Consider the following 22,831-nt stretch of genomic DNA (forward strand, 5'->3'; position numbering starts at 1 on the left):
ACCTACGGGTGCCGCGCGTACGCGTCCATGCAGCAGTAGACGAAGTAGGCGGCGAACCCCAGGCCGGCGACGACGAACATCGTGGCGCCGATGGTGTACGTGGCCATCGTCCGCAGGGCCACGTCGACCCCGCCGATGGCGTCCGGGGCGTCGTCGATCGCCGCACCCGTCGTCAGGACCCCGACCACGCCGAAGGTGATCGCACGGGTCAGGTTGCCGATCGAGCCGGTGACCAGCGTGAGCGTCCAGCGGCGGCCGGGCAGCTTGGCGGCGACGAGGTCGCCCATGAACGTGGCGCGGACCCCGGTGTAGGTCATCGAGACGAACATCCCGACCGCCACGAGCCCGATGATCCCCACCGCCCACCGGCCGACGGGGTAGGTGAACACCTCGCGGACCGTGTCCTGGAAGGCGTTGCGGCGGCCCTGGAGGCGGGTCGCGAACTCGGCGGCCAGGTAGGCGACCGACAGGACGCCGAGGGCCTTCGCGGCCGCGCCGAGGCGCTTGCGCCACCGCTCCTCGGGGCTGGCCCAGCAGAAGCCGACGGCGGCCGCGCGCAGCTGCCAGAACGCGAACGCGACGAGGGCGACGGCCGCCGCGGCGAGCAGCCACCGACCGAAGAACCCGCCCCCGGCGGCGACGAGGGCGACCGCACCGCGCGGGTCGGCGTGCCCGTCGTCGCCGTGCCCGGAACGCGGCCCGAGCGCGGCGATCCGGATGGCCAGCACCGCGATCCCGAGGTGGACCAGGCCGTAGGCCACGAGGCCGACCCGTCCGATCGCCTCGATCCACGCGGGTGCGTCGCGCAACTCGTCCGACTCCGATCGACCGAGCAGTGGCCCGTCGTCCACGACGGAAGCGGGCACGATGCTCATGGACCCAGTGGTACCCCTGGATCCGGTCGCCGTCGCTGTGACGTGTCTGTGAGCTGTGGCATGACCACCCGAAGGACGTCCTCGATCCCGACGGCGAGCAGGGCCGGGTCGGGATCGTCGGCGAACCGCTCGCCGCGTCGCACGGTCGGGTCGGTCAGCGTCACGTGCCGCTCCTCGCCCGCGGGCGGGCCCCACTGCGCGGGGCCGACCGGGCCGAACAGGGTCACCGACGGCGTGCCATAGGCCGTCGCGACGTGCGCGATGCCGGTGTCGCCGGCGACCACCACCCGGGCGTGCGCCACGAGGCGGCAGAGCTCGCCGACCGAGGTCCGCCCCGCAAGGTCACGGCCTCCGACGGCGCCGGTCAGGGCCGCCTCGTCCGGCCCGCCGGTCACCACCACCTCGTGGCCCGCGGCCGCCACCGCCTCCGCCACGGCGGCGAACCGCTCCACCGGCCACCGTTTCGCGCCGAAGGCCGCGCCGGGGTGGATCACCACCGCGCCCGTCCCGACGGCGGGTGGGGGCGGCTCGGGCAGGCGCAGGTCATCTGCGGCGGCGGCCGCCTCGTCGGCGGTGACCAGCCCGCAGGCGGCGAGCAGGTCGCACCAGCGGCGGCGTTCGGGGCGCGTCGGGTCGTCGGTCCACGGCGGGCCGTCCCAGCCCGGGGCGGCGTGCCCGATCCGGACGGCGGGCCGGTCCCCGGCCAGCGCGTCGAGCCGCGCGTGGCTCTGCGGGCCGGCGCCGTGGAGGTTCACGAGCGTGAGTGACGATGGCGCGCTGCTCCCACTGGACGGGTGCAGCGGGACATCGTCGGTCGGGCATTCCGCGTCGGGCCCGCCCGTCGATGGCCGATCCGTGTCACTGGACGCGTCAACGGGGCCACTCACGCGCGCGGCCGGCGCCGACCCGCCGCCCGTCGATGGCCGATCCGTGTCACCGGACGCGTCAACGGAGCCACTCGCGCGGGCGGCCGGCGCCGACCCGCCGTCGGGAAGAGCAGGAAGGACCGGGAAGCCGGGCACGTCCCGCACCCACGCCGGCCCGTGGAGCACGAACCGGTGCCCGGGCAGGGCCCGGCGCAGCAGTCGTAGGGCGGGCACGGCAACCAGGAGGTCACCGAGCCCGAGGTCCCGCAGGACGTGAACCGTCAGCGGGCGTTCTCCCCGAGCCCCTCGCGCAGCTGCATGAGGGTGCGCGCCAGCAGGCGGGACACGTGCATCTGGGAGATCCCGACCTCGGTCGCGATCTGCGACTGGGTCATGTTCTTGAAGAACCGCAGCATGATGATCGTGCGCTCACGCTGGGGGAGCGCGGCCAGCAGCGGGGCGAGCGACTGCTGGTACTCGACCTTCTCCAGCGCCCGGTCGGCCTCGCCGAGGAGGTCGGAGACGGTGCCCGAGTCGGGGTCGTCGACGAGCATCTCGTCCAGCGAACCCGACCGGTAGGCGTTGGACGCCTCGAGCGCCTCGAGCACGTCCTCCTTCGGCAGGCTCAGGTGCTCGGCGAGCTCCGCCGCCGTCGGCGCCCGGCCGAGCGACTGGGACATCTGGCCCATCGCCGCCGAGAGCGTGACGTTGAGGTCCTTGAGCCGGCGCGGAACGCGCATCGACCAGGCCTGGTCGCGGAAGTGCCGCCGCACCTCGCCGGTGATCGTGGGCACCGCGTAGGAGAGGAAGTCGGTGCCGCGCTCCGGGTCGTACCGGTCGACGGCGTTGATGAGCCCGAGCGTGGCGACCTGCTCGAGGTCCTCCTCGGGCTCCCCGCGGCGGGAGAAGCGGCGGGCGATGTGCTGGGCCACGGGCAGGTGGCCGCGCACCAGTTCGTCGCGCAGCCGCAGCCGGGCGGGCGAGCCCTTCTCCAGCGCGGCGTGCTCGGCGAGCTTCGGCATCAGGTGGTCGTACTCGCCGCGGGAACCCTTGCGTCGCTCCGGGCGCTCGGACGGCCCGGTCGCGGTGTCGGTCGCGGTGTCGGTCGCCGCGGCGGTGTCGGCCGCCGGGGCCGTCCCGGTCTCGCTCGCCGTCACGAAAGCACGGTCCCGAGGCTGGGGACGGAGAGACGCAGCGTGAGGCGGAACGGATCGGAGTCCCGGTCGCCGGTCGCGGAGAGCATCCGGACATCGTCGGCCAGCGTGGTGAGGACCCGCCAGCCGAAGGAGTCGGTGGGCAGCCGCTCCGGGCCGAACGTCGAGACCGAGGCGGTCACCGTGATGCGCTCCTCGTGGAGGATGAACGTGCAGGTCAACTTCGTGTCCGGCCGGGCCAGGGAGACCAGGCTGGAACAGGCCTCGTCGACGGCCATCCGGAGGTCCGCCACAGCATCGAGCGTGAACTCGGCGCGCGCCGCCAGATCGGCCGCAACCGTGCGCAGCGTCACCACCGCCCGCGGCGTGGCGGGTACGCGCACCTCGACGTCCTCGGGGGGCTCGCTCCCGTCGAGCGGGTACGGATCGGGCCGCGCCACGAGCACCTCCTCGTCCCTGACCGGCACGTCGGTCCCCGGTGCTCCGCGGGGGTCCGGCGGAGCTCACGGCCCCGCGGCGTGGGCCACACACCCCGCCATCTCGGTCGCGGGTCGTGTACCCGGGGCCTCCTCCCACAAACCGGGCGACGCCCTGCACGGTCGTGTCCGGCGTGGTCTGCTCCCGGACGTGGCAGAGGTCCGAGCCGTCCTGTTCGACCGCGACGGCACCCTCGTGCACGACGTGCCCTACAACGGCGATCCGGCGCTCGTCGCCCCCGTCGACACCGCCCGCCCCGCCCTCGACCGGCTGCGCGCCGCGGGGCTCGGGACCGGCGTGGTCAGCAACCAGTCGGGCATCGCCCGGGGCGTGCTCACCCCCGCGCAGGTCGACGCGGTGAACGCCCGCGTGGAGGAGCTGCTCGGGCCGATCGGCGTCTGGGCCTGGTGCCCGCACGGTCCCGACGACGGGTGCGCCTGCCGCAAGCCCGCGCCCGGGCTCGTCCTCGACGCCGCCCACCGGCTCGGGGTCGCGCCCGAGGAGTGCGCGGTGATCGGCGACATCGCCGCGGACGTCGGGGCGGCGGCCGCGGCCGGCGCCCGGTCGGTGCTGGTCCCGACCCCCGTCACCCGGCGCGAGGAGGTCGAGGCCGCCCCGCTCGTGGCCCGCGACCTGCTGCACGCTCTCGACCTGCTCGGGTGCCCGTGAGGGTCCTCGTCGTGCGGCTCGACTCCGACGGCGACGTCCTGCTCACCGGTCCTGCGATCCGGGCCGTCGCCGCGAGGGCCGACTCCGTCGTGGCCGTCGTCGGGCCCAAGGGACGGCAGGCGGCGGAGCTGCTCCCCGGCGTCGACGAGGTGGTGGTCTGGCACTGCGGCTGGGTCGACGGCGACGCCCCGCCGGTGACGCCGGAGTCGGTCGCGGAGACGGTCGCGCGGCTGGCCGCCCTGCAGGCCGACGAGGCGGTCGTCTTCACGTCGTTCCACCAGTCGCCGCTGCCCACCGCGCTCGTGCTGCGGATGGCCGGCGTGCCGCGGATCGCCGCCGCCTCGGTCGACTACCCGGGCGGCCTGCTCGACGTCCGCCTGCGCCCGGGCGACCCCGCGCTCGACCCGACCACCGACCTCGATGACGACCTCCCCGAGCCCGAACGGGCCCTCGCCATCGCGGCGCGCGCCGGCTTCCCCGTTCCGGACGACGGATCGATGCGGGTCCGCGAGCCGGGCGTGTCCCCGGTGACGGGGCGCTACGTCGTGCTGCACCCGGGCGCGTCCGTGCCCGCCCGCGCGTGGCCGGCCTCCCGGTGCGCCGAGGCCGTGACGGCGTTGACGGCGGCCGGGTGGCGGGTGGTGGTCACCGGCTCGCCGGGGGAGTCCGCACTCACGGCCGAGGTCGCGGGGACCGACGGGACCGACCTCGGCGGGGCGACCACGTTCACCCAACTGGCTGCCGTCCTGCGCGACGCCGCGGCCGTCGTCGTCGGGAACACCGGGCCCGCCCACCTGGCCGCCGCGGTCGGGACGCCGGTGGTGTCGCTGTTCGCCCCCGTGGTCCCGGCGCGCCGGTGGGCGCCCTACGGCGTGTCGCACGTCCTGCTGGGCGACCAGGACGCCTCGTGCCGGGGCACCCGGGCCCGGATCTGCCCCGTCCCGGGGCACCCCTGCCTGGCCTCGGTGGGCGCCGATGACGTGGTGCGAGCGGTGAACTCGCTGGTCAGGGGTAGTTGCCCTGCCAGCGGTCACGGGGAGTAGTAGTTTCCGGCTCGGCGTTTACCACGTCGAAGCCGAAGGGATTCCTCGCCAGTGACCTCCACCCCGACCACGCCGCCGTCGCTGACGGTCCTGCACTGGCACGTGCACGGCTCGTGGTCCACCGCCTTCGTCCAGGGACGGCACCGCTACCTGGTGCCGACCCTGCCCGAGCGCGGACCCTGGGGTGGAGGCCGTCCGGCCGCGTGGACCTGGCCCGATGCCGCCGTCGAGTGCTCCCCGGCCGAGCTGGCCGCCCGCGCCGACGAGATCGACGTGGTCGTGCTGCAGCGTCCCGAGGAGATCGACCTGGTCGCGCGGTGGACCGGTCGGACGCCGGGTGTCGATCTCCCGGCGGTGTGGCTGGAGCACAACACGCCGCGCGGCGACGCCCCGGCCACCCGGCACATCGTCGCGGAGCGTGACGACATCCCGGTGGTCCACGTGACGCACTTCAACGCGCTCATGTGGGACTGCGGGCGGGCCCCGACCCGGGTCGTCGAGCACGGGGTCATCGATCCCGGCCACCACTACACCGGCGAGCTCGACCGGGCCGCCGTGGTGGTCAACGAGCCGGTGCGCCGGCACCGGGTGACCGGCACGGACCTCCTCGCGGGGTTCGCCGACACCGTCGGCCTGGACGTCTTCGGCATCAACTCCGAGCGGCTGCCCGAGGCGGTGCACCACCCGGACATCGCGGTGATCGGGGACCTGCCCCAGCACCGGATGCACGCCGAGCTGGCCCGCCGCCGCGTCTACCTCCACCCCATCCGGTGGACCTCCCTCGGCCTCGCCCTCATCGAGGCCATGATGCTGGGGCTGCCCGTCGTCGGGCTGGCCACCGCCGAAGCCGCCGTGTCCGTCCCGTCCGACGCCGGTGTCGTGGCGACCGACCTCTCCGTCCTGCACGACGCCCTGCGCGCCTACCGCGCCGACCCCGATCTCGCCCGCGCCCACGGCACGCGGGCCCGCGAGATCGCGACCACACGGTTCTCCGTGGACCGGTTCCTCGCCGACTGGGACGACGTGCTCCGTGACGCCGTCGCCCTGGCGCACCCCACCCGTAGCGGACTCGACGCCGCGGTCCCGCTGTAACCCGACGGTCGGGCCGACGCCGGTCCGACCCCGACCCGGCACCACCTCCACGCGGTCACCGACCTGAGCCCACGGTCGCGGACCGACCTCCCTCGATCGTCGTGCGCGCCTGCGCCCACCCCGCCCGGGACCGGGCGGTGTCGTGCCGTCCCCGCGCACCCAGGAGGACTTCGCCATGCGGATCGCCATGGTCTCCGAGCACGCGAGCCCGCTCGCCGTGCGCCCCGACGGACCCGGGACCGGCCACGGCCGGCTCGGCAGCGTCGACGCCGGCGGACAGAACGTCCACGTGCACGCCCTCGCCGAGGCGCTGGCGCGCGTCGGCCACGAGGTCGTCGTGCACACCAGACGCACCGACCCCCACACCCCGGACCAGGTGCGCCTGCCGTCCGGGGTGGTGGTCGACCACGTGTCGGCCGGTCCCGCGGTCGAGCTGCGCAAGGACGACCTGCTCGAGCACATGGACGCCTTCGCCGCGGTCCTCCGACGACGGTGGAGCCGGTGGCGGCCCGACGTCGCGCACGCGCACTTCTGGATGTCCGGTCTGGCCGCCCTCGACGCCGGCCGCGCCCTCGGGGTGCCGGTGCTGCAGACCTTCCACGCCCTCGGGTCGGTGAAGCGCCGCCACCAGGGCGCCGCCGACACCAGCCCGCCGTCGCGGGTCGCGCTCGAGTCCGACCTCGGCGCCCAGGTCGACCGCGTGATCGCCACGTGCGCCGACGAGGTCCGGGAGCTCGCCGCCCTGGGGATCCCGGTCACGAACGTCGACGTCGTCCCCTGCGGGGTCGACGTCCGGCGCTTCGATCCCGACGACACGGCCCGGCGCCCCGGGCCGCCGCGGGTGCTCACGGTGTCCCGCCTCGTGCCCCGCAAGGGCGTGGACACCGCGATCCGGGCGCTGGCCCGGGTCGGCGGGGACGCCGAGCTCGTCGTCGCCGGCGGCCCCGAGGGCGCGGAGCTCGCCGGTGACCCCGAGGTCGTGCGGCTGCAGACGCTCGCCGCCGCCGAGGGGGTCGCCGACCGGGTCCGCTTCGTCGGCAGGGTCGGCCCCGCCGACGTGCCCGCGCTGATGCGGGACGCCGACGTCGTCGTCCAGCTGCCCACCTACGAGCCGTTCGGGCTCGTGCCGCTCGAGGCGATGGCCAGCGGCCGGCCCGTGGTGGCGGCCCAGGTCGGAGGCCTCGCGGACACGGTCGTCGACGGCGTCACCGGCCTGCACGTGCCGCCCGGGGACCCGGACGCCGCCGCGCGGGCGATCACCTCGCTGCTCGCCGACCCCGCCGCGCGGGCCCGTCTCGGGCGTGCCGGCCGGTCGCGGGTGCTGGAGCACTACGCCTGGGACCGCGTGGCCGCCGCCACCGTCGCCGTGTACCGCGACGTGCTCGACGCCCTCGCGCCGGGAGTCGCCGAGCCCGCCGTCGCCGACCTGACGGGAGTGCGCTCGTGAGCACCGTCCCCGCGATCCCACCCACCCGCACCACCGCCACGCCCGACCCGGAGCTCGTCGTCGGGAAGCACCTCGACGGCCTCGCCGCGACGCTGACCGCGGTCCGGTCCCACGCCCCCGTCTTCGCGGCGTGGGGCGCCGAGCTGGCCGCGCGGCTGTCCGCGGGCCGCCGGCTGCTCGCCGCCGGCAACGGGGGCAGCGCCGCCGAGGCGCAGCACCTCACCGCCGAGCTCGTCGGGCGCTACCGCGGCGAGCGCGAGCCCCTGTCGGCGCTCGCGCTGCACGCGGACACCTCGACGATCACCGCGCTCGGGAACGACTACGGGTTCGTGGAGATCTACGCCCGCCAGGTCCGGGCCCACGGCCGCCCTGGCGACGTGCTGATCCTGCTGTCCACCAGCGGCCGCAGCGAGAACCTGCTCGCGGCCGCCGAGGTGGCGCGCGCGCTCGGCGTCACCGTCTGGTCGATCACGGGACCCGCCCCCAACCCGCTCGCGCAGGCCAGCGACGAGGCCATCTGCCTGCCCGGCGTCACGCCGTCGGTGCAGGAGGCGCACCTCGTCGCCGTGCACCTGCTCTGCGAGATGGTCGACTCGACGCTGGGGAGGTCGGTCGCATGAGCCTCCCGCCCCTGGTCGTGCTCGGCGACGCGCTGCTCGACGTGGACGTCGACGGTGCCGCCACCCGTCTCTGCCCGGACGCCCCCGTGCCGGTCCTCGACGCCGACGCCGAACGTCCCCGCCCGGGTGGCGCCGCGCTCGCCGCGCTGCTCGCGGCCCTCGCCTCGCACCGGCCGGTCCGGCTCGTCGCCCCGCTGGGGGACGACGAGGGGTCGGCCCGGCTCCGCGAGCTGCTCGCGGGCACGGTGGAGGTGATCGGGCTCCCGACGACGGGCGAGGTGCCCCGCAAGACCCGCATGCTCGCCGGGGACCGGCCGCTGCTCCGACTCGACACCGGGGGCCTCGGGACGGGTCCCTGGGACCTCGACCCGGTCGCCGACGCCCTCGCCGACGCCGGGGCGGTGCTGGTCGCCGACTACGGGCGCGGCGTCACCGCCGACCCGGCCCTGCGGGAGCTGCTCACCGCGACCGCCCGTCGCCTGCCGCTCGTGTGGGACCCGCACCCGAAGGGCTCCGACCCCGTCCCGGGGGCGACGCTGGTCTCCCCGAACCTCGCCGAGGCGACCGGCCGTGCGCCGAGCCGTCACGGGTCGGGCGCCGCGGGGGCCGCCGAGACCGATGGAGGACGTCTCGACTGGCTCGGCCAGGCATCCCGCGCGGCTGCGGCCCTGCGCGAGGACTGGGCGGTCGAGGCCGTCGTCGTGACCGCCGGGGCGCACGGCGCCCTGCTGCGGTGCGCGGCCGGCAACGCCGTCGTCCCCGCGACCGCCGTCGCCGGCGGCGACCCCTGCGGTGCCGGCGACCGGTTCGCCGCCGCGGCCGCCCTGGCGCTGGCCGGCGGGGCCGCCCCCGACGAGGCCGTGTCCGCCGCCGTCACGGCCGCGGGCGCCTTCGTCGGCGGCGGGGGAGCGGGCGCCGTCCGGCTCACGGACGGCACGTGGACCCACCCCGCCTTCTCGCACGAGGGGAACCCCGGTGCCACGAGAGCGCTCGGATCCTCCCCTCACGACTCCCACCGTGACGAGTTCCCGCTCGTCCCCGGCGACGCCGAGGCGGCCGTCGCCCTGGCCGACGCGACCCGTCGTCGGGGTGGCCGGGTGATCGCCACCGGCGGCTGCTTCGACCTCCTGCACGCCGGTCACGCGCGCACCCTCGCCGCGGCCCGGGCGCTCGGTGACGTGCTGATCGTCTGCCTGAACTCGGACGCGTCGGTGAGCCGGCTCAAGGGCCCGGCGCGCCCGATCGTCGGCCAGTCCGACCGCGCCGAACTGCTCGCGGCCCTGGCCTGCGTCGACGCCGTCGCGGTGTTCGACGAGGACGACCCGCAGGCCCTCATCGCCCGCCTGCGACCCGACGTCTGGGTCAAGGGCGGCGACTACGCGGCGGACGACCTCCCCGAGGCACCGCTGGTCCGTTCCTGGGGCGGCGAGGTCGTGGCCGTCCCGTACCACGCCGGACGCTCGTCGACCCGACTCGTGTCCGCAGCTGCACTCTCGATCGAAGGAGCATCCCGATGACCGACCCCGGCACCGTCCTGATCACCGGCGGCTCGTCCGGTCTCGGCGCCGCCGTGGCCGAGGCCGTCGCGAACGCCGGCGGCACCCCCGTCGTCCTCGACCTCAAGGCCCCTGACGCCGGGCACGCCTTCGTCGAGGTCGACCTCGCCGATCCGGTCGCCGCGCAGTCCGCCGTCGCCCGCGCGATCGACGAGCACGGCGCGCTCGACGGCGTCGTCACCGCCGCCGGCATCGACCGCTGCGGACGCATCGTCGACGTCGAGTGGGCGGAGTGGGAGCGCGTCGTCGCGGTCAACCTGCTCGGCACCGCCGCCGTCGTCCGCGCCGCCCTCCCGAGCCTGGAGGAGCGTCACGGCACCGTCGTCACGGTCTCCTCGACCCTCGGGGTCAAGGCCGTCTCCGACGCGAGCGCCTACTGCGCCTCGAAGTTCGGCGTCGTCGGGTTCACCCGCGCGATCGCCGCGGAGTGGGCGGGCAAGGTCGGCGTGACGCTGCTCGTGCCCGGCGGGATGTGGACGCACTTCTTCGACGACCGCCCCGAGCAGTACAAGCCCGGCCCGGACGCCCAGCTCAACGACCCGGCGCAGACGGCGGAGGCGGTGCTGTTCGCGCTGACCCGGCCCCCGGGCAGCGAGGTGCGCGAGCTGCTGGTCGCGGCGTCCGGGGAGTCGTCCTACCCGTGATCCGTCCCGAGTCCCACCCCGACGCCGCCCGGGCGTCAGCCGTCGATGGCGGCCCGGGCGCTCGCCACGTCGTCGTGCAGCGTGAGCACCCGGTCCAGGCCGGTGATCCGCAGCGGGCGACGCACCGTGCGGGCCTGCGCGACGAGCAGCAGGGGGACGCCGCGGCCCCGCAGGTCCTCGGTGACCTCGAGCAGCAGCGTCATGCCGGCCGAGGCGAGCAGGGCGACCTCCTCGAGGTCGAGCACCACCGCCCGCGCCCCGGCCGCGGCCTCGTCGACGCCCGCGCGCACGGCGCTCGTCGCGGCGGCGTCCACGTCGCCGACGACCGCGACCACGGCGACACCGTCGCTCGCGTCGCGCAGGGCCACCTCGACGGTGCCCGGGTCCGGCGCCGGACGGTCCGCCCCGTCGTGCACTCGACCTCCTGGGGCACGGACGATCGGCGCCCGGCCGGGGACGGCCGGGTGGCGCACGGAACTCGTCGGTGGGGACCGGGGGCAGGCTGCTCGACCCCGCGGTTGCGGTGGCCGAACTTTAGCGAGGACCCCGGGTACCGGCCACGCACCCGGTCCGTCACCCCGTCCGGAGGGAGGGGCCGGTGTCAGTGACGCCACTCGACCGCGCTCCGCTGGCCGCCGACCTGCCCCGTCGGCTCGCCGAGGCGGCGCCCCGCGTCGTCGTCGTGGGCGACGCCGTCCTCGACTGCTGGATGACCGGGCCCAGCCACCGGCTCTCCCGCGAGGCTCCCGTCCCCGTCGTCGAGATCGACCGGACCCGCTGTGCCGCGGGCGGCGCCGCCAACACCGCGGTCAACCTCGCGGCGCTCGGCGCGCGCGTCGCGCTCGTGTCGGTGGTGGGGGACGACGACGACGGGCGCACGCTGCAGCGGCTGCTCCGCGAGGCCGGGGTGGACACCACGGGCGTGGTCGTCGCACCGGGTCGGCCCACCGCGGCCAAGCGGCGCATCGTCGCCGACGACGCGATGGTCGCCCGCTACGACACCGTGCCGCCCGCCGACCCGGTCGCCGGGTTCGTGCCCGCCCTCGACGCGGCGCTGGCCCACCGCCCGGACGCGACCGTGGTGTGCGACTACGCCGCGGGCGCGCTCGACGACGACGCGGTGGCCGCGGTCGCCGCCCGCCGGGACCGGCTCGGGGTGCTCGTCGTCGACGCCCACGCCGTCGCGCGCTGGGAGCCGGCCGCCCCCGACGTCGTGACCCCGAACGCCGGGGAGGTGGCCCTCCTGCTCGGCCGCCCCCTGCGCGGCCCCGACCGGGCCGCGGCCGCCGAGGCCGCGGCCGGCGAGCTGCGACGGCGCTCCGGCGCGGCCGCCGTCGTGGCCACCCTCGACCGCGACGGCGCCGTGCTGCTGTCCCCGGACCAGCCCGCGCACCGCACCTGGGCGCGCCCCGCGCCGGAGAGCCGGGCCTGCGGGGCCGGCGACTCCTTCACCGCGGGCCTCACCCTCGCCCTCGCCGCGGGCACCCCCGCGCCGACGGCCGTCGAACTCGCCCAGGCCGCGGCCGACGTCGTGGTGGGCCGGGTGCGCACCGCGGTCTGCTCCACGGCCGACCTCGTCGCGCGCGTCGGCGCGTCCGGCGGCTCGCTGTCGACCTTCGAGGAGATCGCGGCGCTCGTCGACGGGCACCGCGCCGAGGGACGACGGATCGTGTTCACCAACGGCTGCTTCGACGTGGTCCACCGCGGTCACGTCGCCTACCTCAACCAGGCCAAGCGGCTCGGCGACGTGCTCGTCGTCGCGCTCAACGCCGACGAGGGCGTGACCCGGCTGAAGGGCCCGGAGCGCCCGGTGAACCCGCTCGCCGACCGCGCGGCGGTGATCGGGGCGCTCTCCTGCGTCGACCACGTCGTCGGGTTCGCCGAGGACACCCCGGTCGCGCTGCTCGAGGCGCTGCGCCCCGACGTCTACGCCAAGGGCGGGGACTACACGCCGGACATGCTCCCCGAGACCCCGACGGTGCAGGCCTACGGCGGGCAGGTCGCGATCCTCGACTACCTGCCCGACCGGTCGACCTCGCTCATCGTGGAACGGATCAAGGCCCGTGGCTGACTCGACGGTCGAGCTCCGCTCCGCTTCGTCTCCGGTCCTGGACGTCCTCATCCCGACGAAGGACCGCCCGGTCGAGTTCGCCGCGACGCTGGCGGGACTCGCCGCCCAGGCCGGCCCGTCGTTCCGGGTGGTCGTCTCCGACCAGTCCGACGACGAGGCGTCGTTCGACACCGCGGCCGCGTCCACCCTCGTGCGGGCGCTCCGCCTGCGCGGCGTCGAGGTGGAGCTGCTCCGCCACCTCCCGCGTCGCGGGATCGCCGAGCAGCGGGCGTTCCTGCTGTCCCGGTCGACGGCGCCGGCGGTGCTGTTCCTCGACGACGACGTCTGGCTCGAGCCGGGGGTGCTCGCGCGGCTGCACACCGCGCTGCGGTCGTTGGGCTGCGGGATGGTCGCCGCGGCCATGCAGGGGCTCTCCCACCTCGACGACGACCGGCCGCACGAGCGGGTCACCTACGAACGGTGGGAGCCCGGCCCCGAGCGGATCGAGAAGGAGTCGGCCGCGTGGCAGCGCTGGCGGCTCGGCAACGCCGCGAACGGGATGCACCTCGCGTTCGCCGAGGGACTGGACGCGCCCGGCGCGGCCGTGCCCGACCCGTCGTCGTGGTCGGCCTACCGCATCGCCTGGGCGGCGGGCTGCGTGCTGTTCGACCGCGCGGCCCTGCTCGACGCCGGGGGGTTCGACTTCTGGCGCGAGGTGCCCGAGAACGCCCACGGCGAGGACGTGCTCGTGCAGCAGCGCGTGATGGCCCGCTCGGGCGCCGCGGGCATCCTGCCGAGCGGTGCGTACCACCAGGAGTCGGCCACCACCCTGCCCGACCGGGGCTCGTCGGCGGTGGATCTGCTCCCGCTCTGAGTGGCGGGAGAGCGTCGTTGCTGTCACCAGGTGACAGCGACGACGCTGTCCTGCCACGGAGGGCCTACCGCCCCCGCAACGCCTCGACCGTCGTCTGCACCCGCGGGTCGCGCAGCAGCTCGTCGAGCGCGAGCGGCAGCGGGATCCGCCAGTTCGGGTAGGCGTCGGTGGTGCCGGGCAGGTTCGGCTGGCGGACCTCGTCGAGGACGTCGGTGAACGACGCCAGCACGATCCGCGACCGAGCCCCCGCGAGCAGCCGGTGCATCGCCGCGACGACCGCCGCCTCCGACCGGTCCTCGCCCAGCACCCCCTGCGACACCAGCAGCGCGAGCAGCTCCTCGCGTTCCCGGGCGGCCTGCTCCCGGGCCGCGTCGACGTCGGTCAGCAGGCCCGCCTCGTCGCGGATGCGCACGTGCTCGTCGCGCAGGAACCCCACGGCGGTCGGGAGATCGTGGGTGGAGATCGTCCCGAGCGTCATCTCCTCCCACTGCGACGGCGGGAGCAGGTCACCGTCGGCGTCGCGCTGGAACCACAGCACCGCACAGCCGAGCATGCCGTTCTCGGCCAGCCCCTCGGTGACCTCGGGCTCCACCGTCCCCAGGTCCTCCCCGACGACGACGGCCCCGGCCCGGGAGGCCTCGATCGCGAGGACCGCGAGCATCGCCTCGGCGTCGTAGTGGACGTAGGTGCCCTCGGTGGCGGGGCGGCCCGGCGGGATCCACCAGAGCCGCCAGAGCCCGGCGACGTGGTCGATCCGCACCCCGTCGGCGTGCCGCAGGACGGCGCCGAGCATGTCCCGCAGCGGGCCGTAGCCGGCGGCGGCCAGCCGGTCGGGACGCCACGGGGGCAGCGACCAGTCCTGGCCGCGCTGGTTGAAGTCGTCCGGCGGCGCGCCCACGTGCACGCCGGGTGCGAGGAAGGACTGCAGCGCCCAGGCGTCGGCGCCGTCGGGCGCGCAGCCCACGGCGAGGTCGGCGACGAGCCCGACCGGCATCCCGAACGTCGCCGCGTGCGCCTCGGCGAGCTGGTGGTCGAGCAGGTACTGGCACCAGCCGTGGAAGGAGACGCGGTCGACGAGCTCCTCGCGGGCCGCCTCGATCCCAGGCCCGTCGGGGGAGCGGACGTCCTCGGGCCAGGTCCGCCACTCCGGCCCGTGCTTCTCGGCCAGGGCGTACCAGGTGGCCACGTCGCGCAGGGCCGGCGACAGCGCCGCGACCACGGCGCGGTGCTCGGCGGCGAGGGCGGTGTCGGGGTCGTCCGTGTCGCCGACCGCCGCCCCCGGCACGGGCGGCACCGCGTGCTCGAGGCCCGGCGTCGCCCCGACCGACCCGGCGAAGGGCCGCAGCAGGGCGAGCGCGGCCCGCTTCGCGGCCCAGACGGCGTCGTAGTCGATGAGGTCGGTCGGCCGGTGCTCGCTCAGGGCGTCGGCGTCGGGCGCGAGCCGGTCCACCGCGTGGCGCACGTGCGCGGGCGCGGCGCGGTAGGCGGGGGTCGCGCTGACCCGCAGCGACACCGGGTGCAGGTAGCGGCGCGACGACGGCGAGTACGGCGACGACTCGACGGTCGGCTCCAGCCGCAGGGCGTGCAGCGGGTTGCACAGCACGGCCCCCGCACCCTGGCCCGTCGCGGCGGTCAGCAGGTCCCGCAGGTCGACCAGGTCCCCGCAGCCCCACGAACCGGGCGAGTGCAGGGAGTAGAGCTGCACCATCCAGCCCCACGTCCGCGGCACCTCGGCCAGGCGCGCCGGCGGCACGAGCACCGCCGCCTCCTCGTGCCCGCTGACCACCCGGTGGTAGCCGACGGGCAGGTCCTGCAGGGTCGACACCCGGCTCGTGGTCCCGTCCTCGAGGGTCAGTTCCCCCGGCTCGGGGAGCTCCACGGGCGCGGTCCCGACGACGAGCGTGGGCGGCAGGGAGCCCTGCCGCCGGTTCGCGAGCGCGTCGCGGACCGCCTCGTCGGTCGACGCGTCGACGTCGAGCGCGGCGAGGACGTCGATGACCACGGAGGCGTCGACGTCGACGTCGCGGTCGCCCGCGTCGCGGTAGCGGGTGGCGACGCCGTACGCGGCGGCGAGGTCGGCGAGGTCAGGACTGACGCCGGGCACCGGGCTCCTCTCGGGGTGGCTCGTCGACGACGAGGTTCCCAGTCCTACCCACTGGCGTGCGTGAGGACCCGCCGGATCAGCGCCGCGACCCGTGACAGCGAGGCGTCGTTGCTGTCATCCCGTGACAGCAACGACGCTTCCCTGCCGAGAGGTGGGGGAGGGGCTCAGCTCGTCCGGGGGAACGGGACGCGCGGGGTGAGCGGACGACGGTTCGCGACCAGACGGTCGGCGACGTCGGAGGCGGAGGTCCGCGGCCGACGCACGGTGGCGAGGGCCTCGATCTGGGTGCCGGTCAGCGCGACCGTCCCGTCGAGTGCGGTCCCGACCTCGGTCGCGGTCCAGCCGCGCTCGAGGAGGAGGTGGACCAGGGCGAGGGCGGAGCCACGGTCACGCCGGGCGCGGGCCACGAGGGAGCCGAGGTCGTCGGGGAGGACGCGGGGGAGCACCGCGGTGTCGGGGAAGTCGGGCACGACGGCGGCCAGGCCGGCGTCGGAGGATCCGGCGTCGGGCCGGGTGGAGATGGGGTCGAGGAGCACGGGCACCTTCCGTTCGAGGACAGGGTTCACGTCAGCACTACCAGAATCGGCACCCGGTGTGACACGCAAACGCCGACGCGGTCACACGGAGGTCAACAGGCCCCGCTCGCGGACGACCGGGATCGACAACGTGCGGTAGCCGACCTCGTCGAAGAGCACGACCACGGTGTCGTCGGCGACGGTCTGCACGACGCCGCGGCCCCACTGGTCGTGGGCGACGGCCTCGCCGGGTGCCGGCTCTCCGTGGGACGCGCCGGAGCGCGCCCCGGGGTCCCCGACGTCGCCCGCGTCACAGCGGTCGCAGTTCCCGCAGGCCCCGTCCCGGGGTTCCCCGAGCACCTCGAGCAGGGTCCGCCGCCGGCAGCCCGTCCCTTCGGCGAAGCGCCGCACCAGCTCGACCTTCGACCGCTGCCGGTCCCGGCTCCGGGTCACCAGCTCGGCGGCCGCCCGGGCGAGGTCGATCGCGGGCCCGTCGTTGGTCCCGGCGAGGAGGCGCCGACCGGGGGCCTGGGTGACGCAGCCGCCCGCGATCAGCGCGGGCAGGGCTCGCGACAGCGCCGCCTTCGACAGTCCGGCGGCGTCGGCCAGCTCGACCTGCGCCACCCCGTCGTCGTGCAGGCGGATCGCCTCGATCACGGTGGCGAGCGCCGCCGCCCGGGCGTCGCGGCCCGACGCGAAGAGCTTCGGCCGCGCCAGGTCCTGCGGGCGGTGGAACAGCACGGCCCGGGCGGTGCCGCCGTCGCGGGCGGCCCGGCCGATCTCCTGGTGGTAGGCGTCGATCGAGGTGGGCACGTCCCCGTGGACGATCCAGCGGACACCGGGCTTGTCGATCCCCATGCCGAAGGCGCTGGTGGCGACGACGACGCGGAGGTCGTCGGCCATGAACGCGTCCTGCACGGCCTGCCGCTCCCGCTTGCGGAGCCCCCCGTGGCACGCCCCGGCGGTCACCCCGGCCTCCTTCAGCCGGTCCGCGAGCAGGGTGGTGTGCCCCCGGGTGGTCACGTAGACGATCCCGGGCCCCTCCAGCCCGACGACGGCGTCGGTCACCTGCCGCCACTTCGCCTCCTCGGAGTGGACGAGGTGCACGGCGAGGTGGGTGTCCGGCCGGTCGACGTCGCGGACGACCACGCACGCGTCGGGCACCCCGAGCAGGTCGAGGATCTCCTCGCGGGCGGGCACCGAGGCGGTCGCGGTGAGGGCGAGAATCCGGGGCGACCCGAGCGCCCGCGCCACCGGGGCGAGCGCGAGGTAGTCCGGCCGGAAGTCCGGGCCCCAGTCGCACACGCAGTGCGCCTCGTCCACGGCGAGGAGCGTGGGCGGCGCCGTCACGAGCTCCCGCAGCACCTCCGGGTTCGCGAGCTGCTCGGGGGAGGTGACGAGCACGCTCAGCTCGCCCGCCACGAAGGACGCCAGCGCGCCCCGTCCGTTCTCCGAGTTCAGGGCGCCGGCGCGCACACCCGAGGCGTTCAGGTGCGCCACCTGGTCGCGGTGCAGCGCGAGCGTCGGGGACACGACGACGGTGCGGCCGCCGAGCAGATCGCCGGCGATCGCGTACACCGCGGTCTTGCCCGCCGCCGGGGGCAGCACGGCGAGGGTGTCGCTGGTCAGCGCGGCGAGCACCGCGTCGCGCTGGCCGTCGCCGAGGCGCGCACCGGGGCCGAGGAAGCGGTCCACGGCCTCATCGAGATGGTCGGCCGCCGGCGGCAGCGGACCGCAGGGTCCGTCGTTCGTCGCGTCAACACCGCGGTGGGTCGCTGTCACGGGGCCGGGGTGGGCCGACGCCGGTCGCCGGAAACGCCCGGTTGGAGTGGCTGTACCGGTGGGTACTGCGGGCCGGTGACGTTGACCAGGGTCGACCCCCACGGGCCCGGACTCGGACGCCGCCGCCGCGGGAAGGGCTTCAGCTACTTCGACCTCACCACGGGCGACGCGGTGACCGACGGGTCGACGGTGGACCGCATCACGGCCCTCGTGATCCCGCCCGCGTGGCGTGACGTGTGGATCTCGCCGCGCGACGACGGGCACATCCAGGCCGTCGGGACCGACGCCGCCGGACGCCGCCAGTACCGCTACCACGCGGAGTGGACCGAGCAGCAGTCCCGCGAGAAGTTCGAGCGGGTCGCGCGGCTCGGCGCGCAGATGCCCGAGGTCCGTGCGCAGCTCCAGGAACTTCTCGGGAGCGAGGGGCTCGGCCGCGAGCGGGTCCTCGCCGGCGCGGTGTGGCTGCTCGACCTCGGGGTCTTCCGCGTCGGCGGGGAGGAGTACGCGGAGGGCGACAAGTACTCCGAGGCGTCGTTCGGGCTGGCCACCCTGCGCCGCGAGCACGCCAGCGCCCGCAAGGACGGGTCGGTGCAGTTCCGCTACGTCGCGAAGGCGGGGGTGCCGCGCACCCTCACGATCGCCGACCCGGCCACCCACCGCCTGGTCACCTCGCTCAAGCGTCGCCGCGGGGGCGGGGACGACCTCCTGGCGTGGTCGGCGACCCGGCAGCGCAAGCGGGTGTGGCACGACGTGACCGCCGACGACGTCAACGACGCCGTGCACGAGCTGGTCGGCGACGAGTTCACCGCGAAGGACCTCCGCACGTGGAACGCGGGCGTGGTCGCCGCCGTGGCCCTCGCGACCCAGGTGGGGCCGGACGGCACGCCGCCGACCGCCGAACGCAAGCGCAAGGCCGCCGTCACGCACACCATGAAGACCGTCGCCGCCCAGCTCGGCAACACCCCCGCCGTCTGCAAGCGGTCCTACGTCGACCCGGTGCTCGTCGGACATTTCGAGGCCGGTCGCACGGTGCTCGACGCGATCCGCGACGCCGACCCGTCCGACCTCGCCATGCGCGAGCAGGTGGAGGCGGCGGTGCTGGAGCTGGTCACGGCCCGCGACTGAGACCTGCCGGCGTGCGAGCCGCCCGCGATCCGGCCGACGCTCAGACGCCGACCGAGTCCGGGTCGAGCTCCGACCAGATCGTCGTGCCGTCGGGGTGGCGCTGCAGGCCCCACTCGCGCGACACGGCGGCGACCATCGCGAGGCCCCGGCCGCGGGGCGACGAGGTCGGCGGCGCGACCCACGTGTCCGCCGCGGGGATCCGGTGGCCGACGCCGTAGTCGCGGACGGTCATCCGCAGCGTCGGGCCCCGGCCCTCCATCTCGACCACCGACGCGCTCGTGGCGTGCTCGACGGAGTTGGTGACCAGCTCGGTCACCACGATCTCGGCCGCCTCGCGCACGGAGTCGGAGACGCCCCACCGCGTGCAGGTCTCCCGCACCCTGGTGCGCGCGCGGCCGGGGGCGTGCGCGTCGACGGTGAAGCGCCACCACACCCGCAGCAGCGGCGGGCGGTCGGTCAGGTGGACCAGGGCCTCCGCCACGTCGGGGAAGACGGGGATCCGCCGGGCGACGCCGGAGCCGGTGAGCAGCGCGGCGAGCGCCGGGTCGGGCGCCACGATCGCCAGGCAGGCCGCGGGCCAGCCGGCCGTGCGGTCGAGCGCCTCGGTGAGGGCGTGCACCACGGAGGCGTGCCGGGGCCGCAGGTCCGCGGCCTCGAGGACCACCCCGCGGTGGGCCCGGAGGAGGTCGGCGAGGGTGTGCACGAACGACTCGCGGTCGGCGCGGTCGAGGTCCCCCCGGACCGTCACCACGACCGCGTCGCCCGACGACGGGGCGGCGCGGGTCTCCCACGCGAGTTGCTGCACGATTCACCTCGCGGCCGTGATACCCCCGGACGGGCCGGGGCAAGCGCGGGTGCCGGGCCCGGTCGTCCGGCCCCGGGTCGGAGCGCGGCGCCCGCCGGGACGGGCCATGATGGAGCTCATGAGCACCGACGCCGGCGAGGGCGCCGAGGGCGCCGAGGACCGCTCCGACCAGTCCGCCCTGGCCGCCGCGGCGGCCAGCGGGGCGGGGGACGGCGCGGGGACCGCGGAGCTGGTCGAGTCGCCGGGCGCGGTGATGCGCGTCGCCGGCATGGTCGGCAAGCTCATCGAGGAGGTGCGCTCGGCACCGCTCGACGAGGCGGGCCGGGCCCGGCTGGCGGACATCCACGCCCGCTCGATCACGGAGCTCGGGAAGGGCCTGGCCCCGGAGCTGCGCGACGAACTCGCCCGCATCTCGCTACCGCTCGGCACCGACGAGGTCCCGTCGCAGGCCGAGCTGCGGATCGCGCAGGCCCAGCTGCTGGGCTGGCTCGAGGGGCTGTTCCACGGGATCCAGAGCGCCGTGCTGGCTCAGCAGATGGCGGCCCGGGGACAGCTCGAGCAGATGCGCGAGGGTCGGTCGGTGCGTGCGGGGGCCGCCCTGCCCGGGGGCACCGCCCCCGCCGAGGGCGGTCAGTTCGGCGGGCAGTACCTGTGACCGCCCGCCGCGGACGGACTCAGCCTTCGAGGACGACCTCGCCGGCGGTGCCGGGCCGGGGGCGGCGCAGCGCGGAGCGCCGCTCGTCCTCGGTCAGGCCGCCCCAGACGCCGTAGGGCTCGCGGGTCGCCAGGGCGTGGCGACGGCAGGGGTCGAGGACCGGGCAGGCCATGCAGACCCGCTTGGCCTGGCTGGCGCGCTGCTCGCGGCGCGGGCCGCGCTCGCCGTCGGGGTGGAAGAAGAAGCTCGAGTCCATGCCCCGGCACGAGCCGTGCAGCTGCCAGTCCCACTCGTCGATGATCGGGCCGGGCAGCAGACGCACATCAGCCACGGGAACCTCCAGGCCTTCTGAACAGGCGTCGGCGGCCAGGGGTGACCGGCACGACGGGATCGTCGGCGGTATAACCGGCCACCGTCGATCACAAACCAGTTCGCCTCACCCGGTCGGACGCAACCGGCCCACCGGTGTGTCCTACCCCCGGTGGGCACCCTGCGACCGGCCGACGACCGTGCGTCGCGAGTAGTGTCCGGCCCGGTGGGTATCGTGCGGCCACCTGAGGAGTCCGTGATCTGCCGGCACGGCACGGGTCACCACGCAAGTTTCGAGGAGTCGGTGCATGACTGACAGCGCAGGGAACGGGGGGCGGGAGGCCGTGGCCACCGAGGAGGAGTTCTCCACCGAGGAGCCGATGGGCGTCGACGTCCAGCGCTCGGGCGAGACGTCGGTCATCCGCCTGACCGGCGAGATCGACATGCTCACCACGCCGGCACTGCGGGCCAAGGTGACCGAGGAACTGGCCGCCGGGCTGTCGGTGCTCGTGCTCGACATGCTCGCCGTCGAGTTCCTGGGGTCCAGCGGCCTGGCGCTGCTGGTCGAGGCGCTCGACGAGTCGCGCAACCGCGGCGTCGCGCTCCGGCTGGTGGCCGACAGCCGCCCCGTGAGCCGTCCGCTGCAGGCCACCGGGCTGACCGACCTGTTCGAGATCCACACGACCGTCGAGGACGCCCTCGCGGCCTGACCGCGCGGCGCGTCGCCCGACGCGCCCGTGTCCGGACCCGCGCCGACGACCGGCGCGGCGAGAACCGGTGGTGACCGGCGGCGTGTGCGCCGATACGGTGACGCGGCGGGGCGGGCCCCGTCGCATTTCCCGGACGTCGCGAGAGCGACGTCCCCCGACCGCGAAACGGAGACCAGCAGTCGTGCAGATGCCCGATCCGCAGCAGCGCGTTCCCGAGGTCCCCGCCGCGGGCGTGGCGACCGAGGTGGACGGCCTGCCGAGCACGACGAGCCTCGCGGAGGTCCCGAGCCCGGTCGAGGTGCGTGTCCACGCCGACCCGGCGCTGATCCCGTCGGTCCGCGCCGTCGCGGCGGACCTCGCGGCCCGGGCCGACTTCGACCTCGACGCCGTGTCCGACCTGCGCATGGCGGTCGACGAGGCCTGCTCGGCCCTGGTCCCGCTGGCCAGCGTCGGCGGTCAGCTGCGGTGCGGCTTCACGGTCATCGACGGCCGGGTCGCCGTGGTGGCGCGGGTGCCGGTCGATCGCCCGACCTCGCTGCGTCAGGACACCTTCGGCTGGCGCGTGCTCGACACGCTGACCGACGTCGCCGAGGTGCTCGACGGCGACCCGGCGTGGATCGGCATCCGGCTGCTGAAGGACCGGACCACGACGTGAGCGTCCCCGCCGGGCAGGAGAAGCGGGACCAGGAGAAGCGCGACGACTCCTACGCCCATCTCGCACCCCTGCTCGCCGAGCACGCCGCCCTCCCCGTCGGGGACAGGCGTCGCGAGGCACTCCGCGCCCGCCTCGTCCAGGGCTACCTCCCGCTCGCCAAGCACATCGCGCGGCGCTTCGCGCAGCGCGGCGAGCCCCAGGAGGACCTCGAGCAGGTCGCGACGGTCGGGCTGATCCACGCCGTCGACCGGTTCTCCCCCGAACGTGGCTCGGACTTCCTGTCCTACGCGGTCCCCACCATCACCGGCGAGGTCCGCCGCTACTTCCGCGACAAGGCGTGGTCCACCCGCGTCCCGCGGCGCCTCAAGGACCTGCGGCTGGCGATCGGCTCCGCGATGCCCGCCCTCTCCCAGGAGCTGGGCCGCGCCCCGACGGCGGGGGAGCTCGCCGAGCGGCTCTCCAAGCCCCGCGAGGAGATCCTCGAGGCGCTGGAGGCGGCCAACGCCTACCGGTCGAGCTCGCTCGACGACATGCTCGTCGACGACCCGTCGTCTGGTCGCCTCGCCGACGTGCTCGGCACCGACGACGACGAACTCACCCAGGTCGAGCACCGGGAGACGGTGCAGCCCGCGCTGCGTCGCCTGCCCGAGCGCGAGCGCACCATCGTGATGCTGCGCTTCTTCGGCGGGATGACCCAGACGCAGATCGCCGAGCGTGTCGGCGTCTCGCAGATGCACGTCTCCCGTCTGCTCACCCGCACGCTCGCGGCGCTGCGCCAGGACCTGTCCGAGGGCGGGAGCTGAG

General features: G+C 75.8%; 24 protein-coding genes. 14 read left to right on the forward strand and 10 right to left on the reverse strand.

Annotation, left to right across the window (positions count from 1 at the left end):
* Positions 1-2: 2 nt before the first annotated feature.
* From BJ983_RS29860 to BJ983_RS29875, 4 genes are all read right to left on the reverse strand, one after another.
* Positions 3-875 (reverse strand): DUF1206 domain-containing protein, encoded by an 873-nt coding sequence (locus tag BJ983_RS29860; protein ID WP_179797142.1) that lies wholly within the window; start codon positions 873-875, stop codon positions 3-5.
* Positions 872-1,630 (reverse strand): glycosyltransferase family 9 protein, encoded by a 759-nt coding sequence (locus BJ983_RS29865; protein WP_343054426.1) that lies wholly within the window; start codon positions 1,628-1,630, stop codon positions 872-874. The genes BJ983_RS29860 and BJ983_RS29865 overlap by 4 nt, the downstream gene beginning before the upstream one ends.
* 392 nt (positions 1,631-2,022) lie before the next feature.
* On the reverse strand, positions 2,023-2,763 hold the full coding sequence (locus BJ983_RS29870; RefSeq protein WP_218891733.1) for an RNA polymerase sigma factor SigF: 741 nt from the start codon (positions 2,761-2,763) through the stop codon (positions 2,023-2,025).
* Positions 2,764-2,894: 131 nt separating this feature from the next.
* The gene (locus tag BJ983_RS29875) at positions 2,895-3,362 is read right to left on the reverse strand and encodes an ATP-binding protein (RefSeq protein ID WP_343054427.1); all 468 of its coding nucleotides are present in this window, start codon (positions 3,360-3,362) and stop codon (positions 2,895-2,897) included.
* A 160-nt stretch (positions 3,363-3,522) separates the two neighbouring features.
* Here BJ983_RS29875 and BJ983_RS29880 point away from each other — a divergent pair, with 160 nt between their 5' ends.
* The 7 genes from BJ983_RS29880 (at position 3,523) to BJ983_RS29910 (ending at position 10,443) form a co-directional block, all read left to right on the forward strand.
* The gene (locus tag BJ983_RS29880) at positions 3,523-4,041 is read left to right on the forward strand and encodes an HAD-IIIA family hydrolase (protein WP_179797144.1); all 519 of its coding nucleotides are present in this window, start codon (positions 3,523-3,525) and stop codon (positions 4,039-4,041) included.
* Positions 4,038-5,084: a glycosyltransferase family 9 protein gene (locus BJ983_RS29885; RefSeq protein ID WP_179797145.1), complete on the forward strand. Its 1,047-nt coding sequence runs from the start codon at positions 4,038-4,040 to the stop codon at positions 5,082-5,084. The genes BJ983_RS29880 and BJ983_RS29885 overlap by 4 nt, the downstream gene beginning before the upstream one ends.
* 51 nt (positions 5,085-5,135) lie before the next feature.
* Positions 5,136-6,176 (forward strand): glycosyltransferase, encoded by a 1,041-nt coding sequence (locus BJ983_RS29890; protein WP_343054428.1) that lies wholly within the window; start codon positions 5,136-5,138, stop codon positions 6,174-6,176.
* 175 nt (positions 6,177-6,351) lie between these two features.
* Entirely contained in the window at positions 6,352-7,623 is a 1,272-nt protein-coding gene (locus tag BJ983_RS29895) for a glycosyltransferase (protein WP_179798445.1), read from the forward strand.
* Complete coding sequence (locus tag BJ983_RS29900; RefSeq protein ID WP_179797146.1) at positions 7,620-8,243, forward strand: D-sedoheptulose-7-phosphate isomerase; 624 nt, start codon at positions 7,620-7,622, stop codon at positions 8,241-8,243. The genes BJ983_RS29895 and BJ983_RS29900 overlap by 4 nt, the downstream gene beginning before the upstream one ends.
* Positions 8,240-9,760: a D-glycero-beta-D-manno-heptose 1-phosphate adenylyltransferase gene (gene rfaE2 / locus BJ983_RS29905; RefSeq protein ID WP_179797147.1), complete on the forward strand. Its 1,521-nt coding sequence runs from the start codon at positions 8,240-8,242 to the stop codon at positions 9,758-9,760. The genes BJ983_RS29900 and rfaE2 (BJ983_RS29905) overlap by 4 nt, the downstream gene beginning before the upstream one ends.
* A complete protein-coding gene (locus BJ983_RS29910) occupies positions 9,757-10,443 on the forward strand; it encodes an SDR family oxidoreductase (protein ID WP_179797148.1) in 687 nt (228 codons plus the stop codon). Before rfaE2 (BJ983_RS29905) ends, BJ983_RS29910 begins: the two co-directional genes overlap by 4 nt.
* 35 nt (positions 10,444-10,478) lie before the next feature.
* Here the strand turns inward: BJ983_RS29910 and BJ983_RS29915 are convergent, their stop codons facing one another.
* The gene (locus BJ983_RS29915; RefSeq protein WP_179797149.1) at positions 10,479-10,859 is read right to left on the reverse strand and encodes an anti-sigma factor antagonist; all 381 of its coding nucleotides are present in this window, start codon (positions 10,857-10,859) and stop codon (positions 10,479-10,481) included.
* Positions 10,860-11,041: 182 nt separating this feature from the next.
* Between BJ983_RS29915 and rfaE2 (BJ983_RS29920) the strand changes: the two genes are divergently transcribed.
* Complete coding sequence (gene rfaE2, locus BJ983_RS29920) at positions 11,042-12,514, forward strand: D-glycero-beta-D-manno-heptose 1-phosphate adenylyltransferase (protein WP_343054429.1); 1,473 nt, start codon at positions 11,042-11,044, stop codon at positions 12,512-12,514.
* The gene (locus BJ983_RS29925) at positions 12,507-13,367 is read left to right on the forward strand and encodes a glycosyltransferase (RefSeq protein WP_179797150.1); all 861 of its coding nucleotides are present in this window, start codon (positions 12,507-12,509) and stop codon (positions 13,365-13,367) included. The genes rfaE2 (BJ983_RS29920) and BJ983_RS29925 overlap by 8 nt, the downstream gene beginning before the upstream one ends.
* A gap of 64 nt (positions 13,368-13,431) precedes the next feature.
* On the opposite strand, the gene malQ is transcribed toward BJ983_RS29925, so the two are convergent.
* From malQ to BJ983_RS29940, 3 genes are all read right to left on the reverse strand, one after another.
* Positions 13,432-15,471, reverse strand: coding sequence for a 4-alpha-glucanotransferase (gene malQ, locus BJ983_RS29930; RefSeq protein ID WP_179797151.1), 2,040 nt, complete (start codon positions 15,469-15,471; stop codon positions 13,432-13,434).
* A 164-nt stretch (positions 15,472-15,635) separates the two neighbouring features.
* A complete protein-coding gene (locus BJ983_RS29935) occupies positions 15,636-16,007 on the reverse strand; it encodes a hypothetical protein (RefSeq protein ID WP_179797152.1) in 372 nt (123 codons plus the stop codon).
* A gap of 81 nt (positions 16,008-16,088) precedes the next feature.
* Positions 16,089-17,681 (reverse strand): RecQ family ATP-dependent DNA helicase, encoded by a 1,593-nt coding sequence (locus tag BJ983_RS29940; protein ID WP_179797153.1) that lies wholly within the window; start codon positions 17,679-17,681, stop codon positions 16,089-16,091.
* Between the two features lie 162 nt (positions 17,682-17,843).
* On the opposite strand from BJ983_RS29940, the gene BJ983_RS29945 reads away from it, so the two are divergent.
* On the forward strand, positions 17,844-18,893 hold the full coding sequence (locus BJ983_RS29945; protein WP_179797154.1) for a DNA topoisomerase IB: 1,050 nt from the start codon (positions 17,844-17,846) through the stop codon (positions 18,891-18,893).
* A gap of 40 nt (positions 18,894-18,933) precedes the next feature.
* Here BJ983_RS29945 and BJ983_RS32625 read toward each other — a convergent pair whose 3' ends face one another.
* Positions 18,934-19,698, reverse strand: coding sequence for an ATP-binding protein (locus BJ983_RS32625; RefSeq protein ID WP_179797155.1), 765 nt, complete (start codon positions 19,696-19,698; stop codon positions 18,934-18,936).
* 118 nt (positions 19,699-19,816) lie between these two features.
* Here BJ983_RS32625 and BJ983_RS29955 point away from each other — a divergent pair, with 118 nt between their 5' ends.
* Positions 19,817-20,353, forward strand: coding sequence for a proteasome activator (locus BJ983_RS29955; RefSeq protein ID WP_281376310.1), 537 nt, complete (start codon positions 19,817-19,819; stop codon positions 20,351-20,353).
* 19 nt (positions 20,354-20,372) lie between these two features.
* On the opposite strand, the gene BJ983_RS29960 is transcribed toward BJ983_RS29955, so the two are convergent.
* The gene (locus BJ983_RS29960; protein WP_179797157.1) at positions 20,373-20,684 is read right to left on the reverse strand and encodes a WhiB family transcriptional regulator; all 312 of its coding nucleotides are present in this window, start codon (positions 20,682-20,684) and stop codon (positions 20,373-20,375) included.
* A 286-nt stretch (positions 20,685-20,970) separates the two neighbouring features.
* Here BJ983_RS29960 and BJ983_RS29965 point away from each other — a divergent pair, with 286 nt between their 5' ends.
* The 3 genes from BJ983_RS29965 (at position 20,971) to BJ983_RS29975 (ending at position 22,830) form a co-directional block, all read left to right on the forward strand.
* The gene (locus BJ983_RS29965) at positions 20,971-21,372 is read left to right on the forward strand and encodes an STAS domain-containing protein (protein ID WP_179797158.1); all 402 of its coding nucleotides are present in this window, start codon (positions 20,971-20,973) and stop codon (positions 21,370-21,372) included.
* Positions 21,373-21,559: 187 nt separating this feature from the next.
* Positions 21,560-22,027, forward strand: a complete 468-nt coding sequence (locus BJ983_RS29970) for an ATP-binding protein (RefSeq protein WP_218891740.1) — start codon at positions 21,560-21,562, stop codon at positions 22,025-22,027.
* Positions 22,024-22,830, forward strand: a complete 807-nt coding sequence (locus tag BJ983_RS29975; RefSeq protein WP_179797160.1) for a SigB/SigF/SigG family RNA polymerase sigma factor — start codon at positions 22,024-22,026, stop codon at positions 22,828-22,830. Before BJ983_RS29970 ends, BJ983_RS29975 begins: the two co-directional genes overlap by 4 nt.
* Position 22,831: the final 1 nt, after the last annotated feature.

This window comes from Actinomycetospora corticicola (assembly GCF_013409505.1).
GTDB lineage: Bacteria > Actinomycetota > Actinomycetes > Mycobacteriales > Pseudonocardiaceae > Actinomycetospora > Actinomycetospora corticicola.

Excerpts from the sequence above, each read along its gene's own strand:
- BJ983_RS29965 (WP_179797158.1), top strand. The coding sequence starts at position 20,971 with ATGACTGACAGCGCAGGGAACGGGGGGCGGGAGGCCGTGGCCACCGAG.
- BJ983_RS29955 (WP_281376310.1), top strand. The coding sequence starts at position 19,817 with ATGAGCACCGACGCCGGCGAGGGCGCCGAGGGCGCCGAGGACCGCTCC.
- BJ983_RS29860 (WP_179797142.1), bottom strand. The coding sequence starts at position 875 with ATGAGCATCGTGCCCGCTTCCGTCGTGGACGACGGGCCACTGCTCGGT.
- BJ983_RS29870 (WP_218891733.1), bottom strand. The coding sequence starts at position 2,763 with ATGCCGAAGCTCGCCGAGCACGCCGCGCTGGAGAAGGGCTCGCCCGCC.
- BJ983_RS29970 (WP_218891740.1), top strand. The coding sequence starts at position 21,560 with ATGCCCGATCCGCAGCAGCGCGTTCCCGAGGTCCCCGCCGCGGGCGTG.
- BJ983_RS29895 (WP_179798445.1), top strand. The coding sequence starts at position 6,352 with ATGCGGATCGCCATGGTCTCCGAGCACGCGAGCCCGCTCGCCGTGCGC.
- rfaE2 (WP_179797147.1), top strand. The coding sequence starts at position 8,240 with ATGAGCCTCCCGCCCCTGGTCGTGCTCGGCGACGCGCTGCTCGACGTG.
- BJ983_RS29910 (WP_179797148.1), top strand. The coding sequence starts at position 9,757 with ATGACCGACCCCGGCACCGTCCTGATCACCGGCGGCTCGTCCGGTCTC.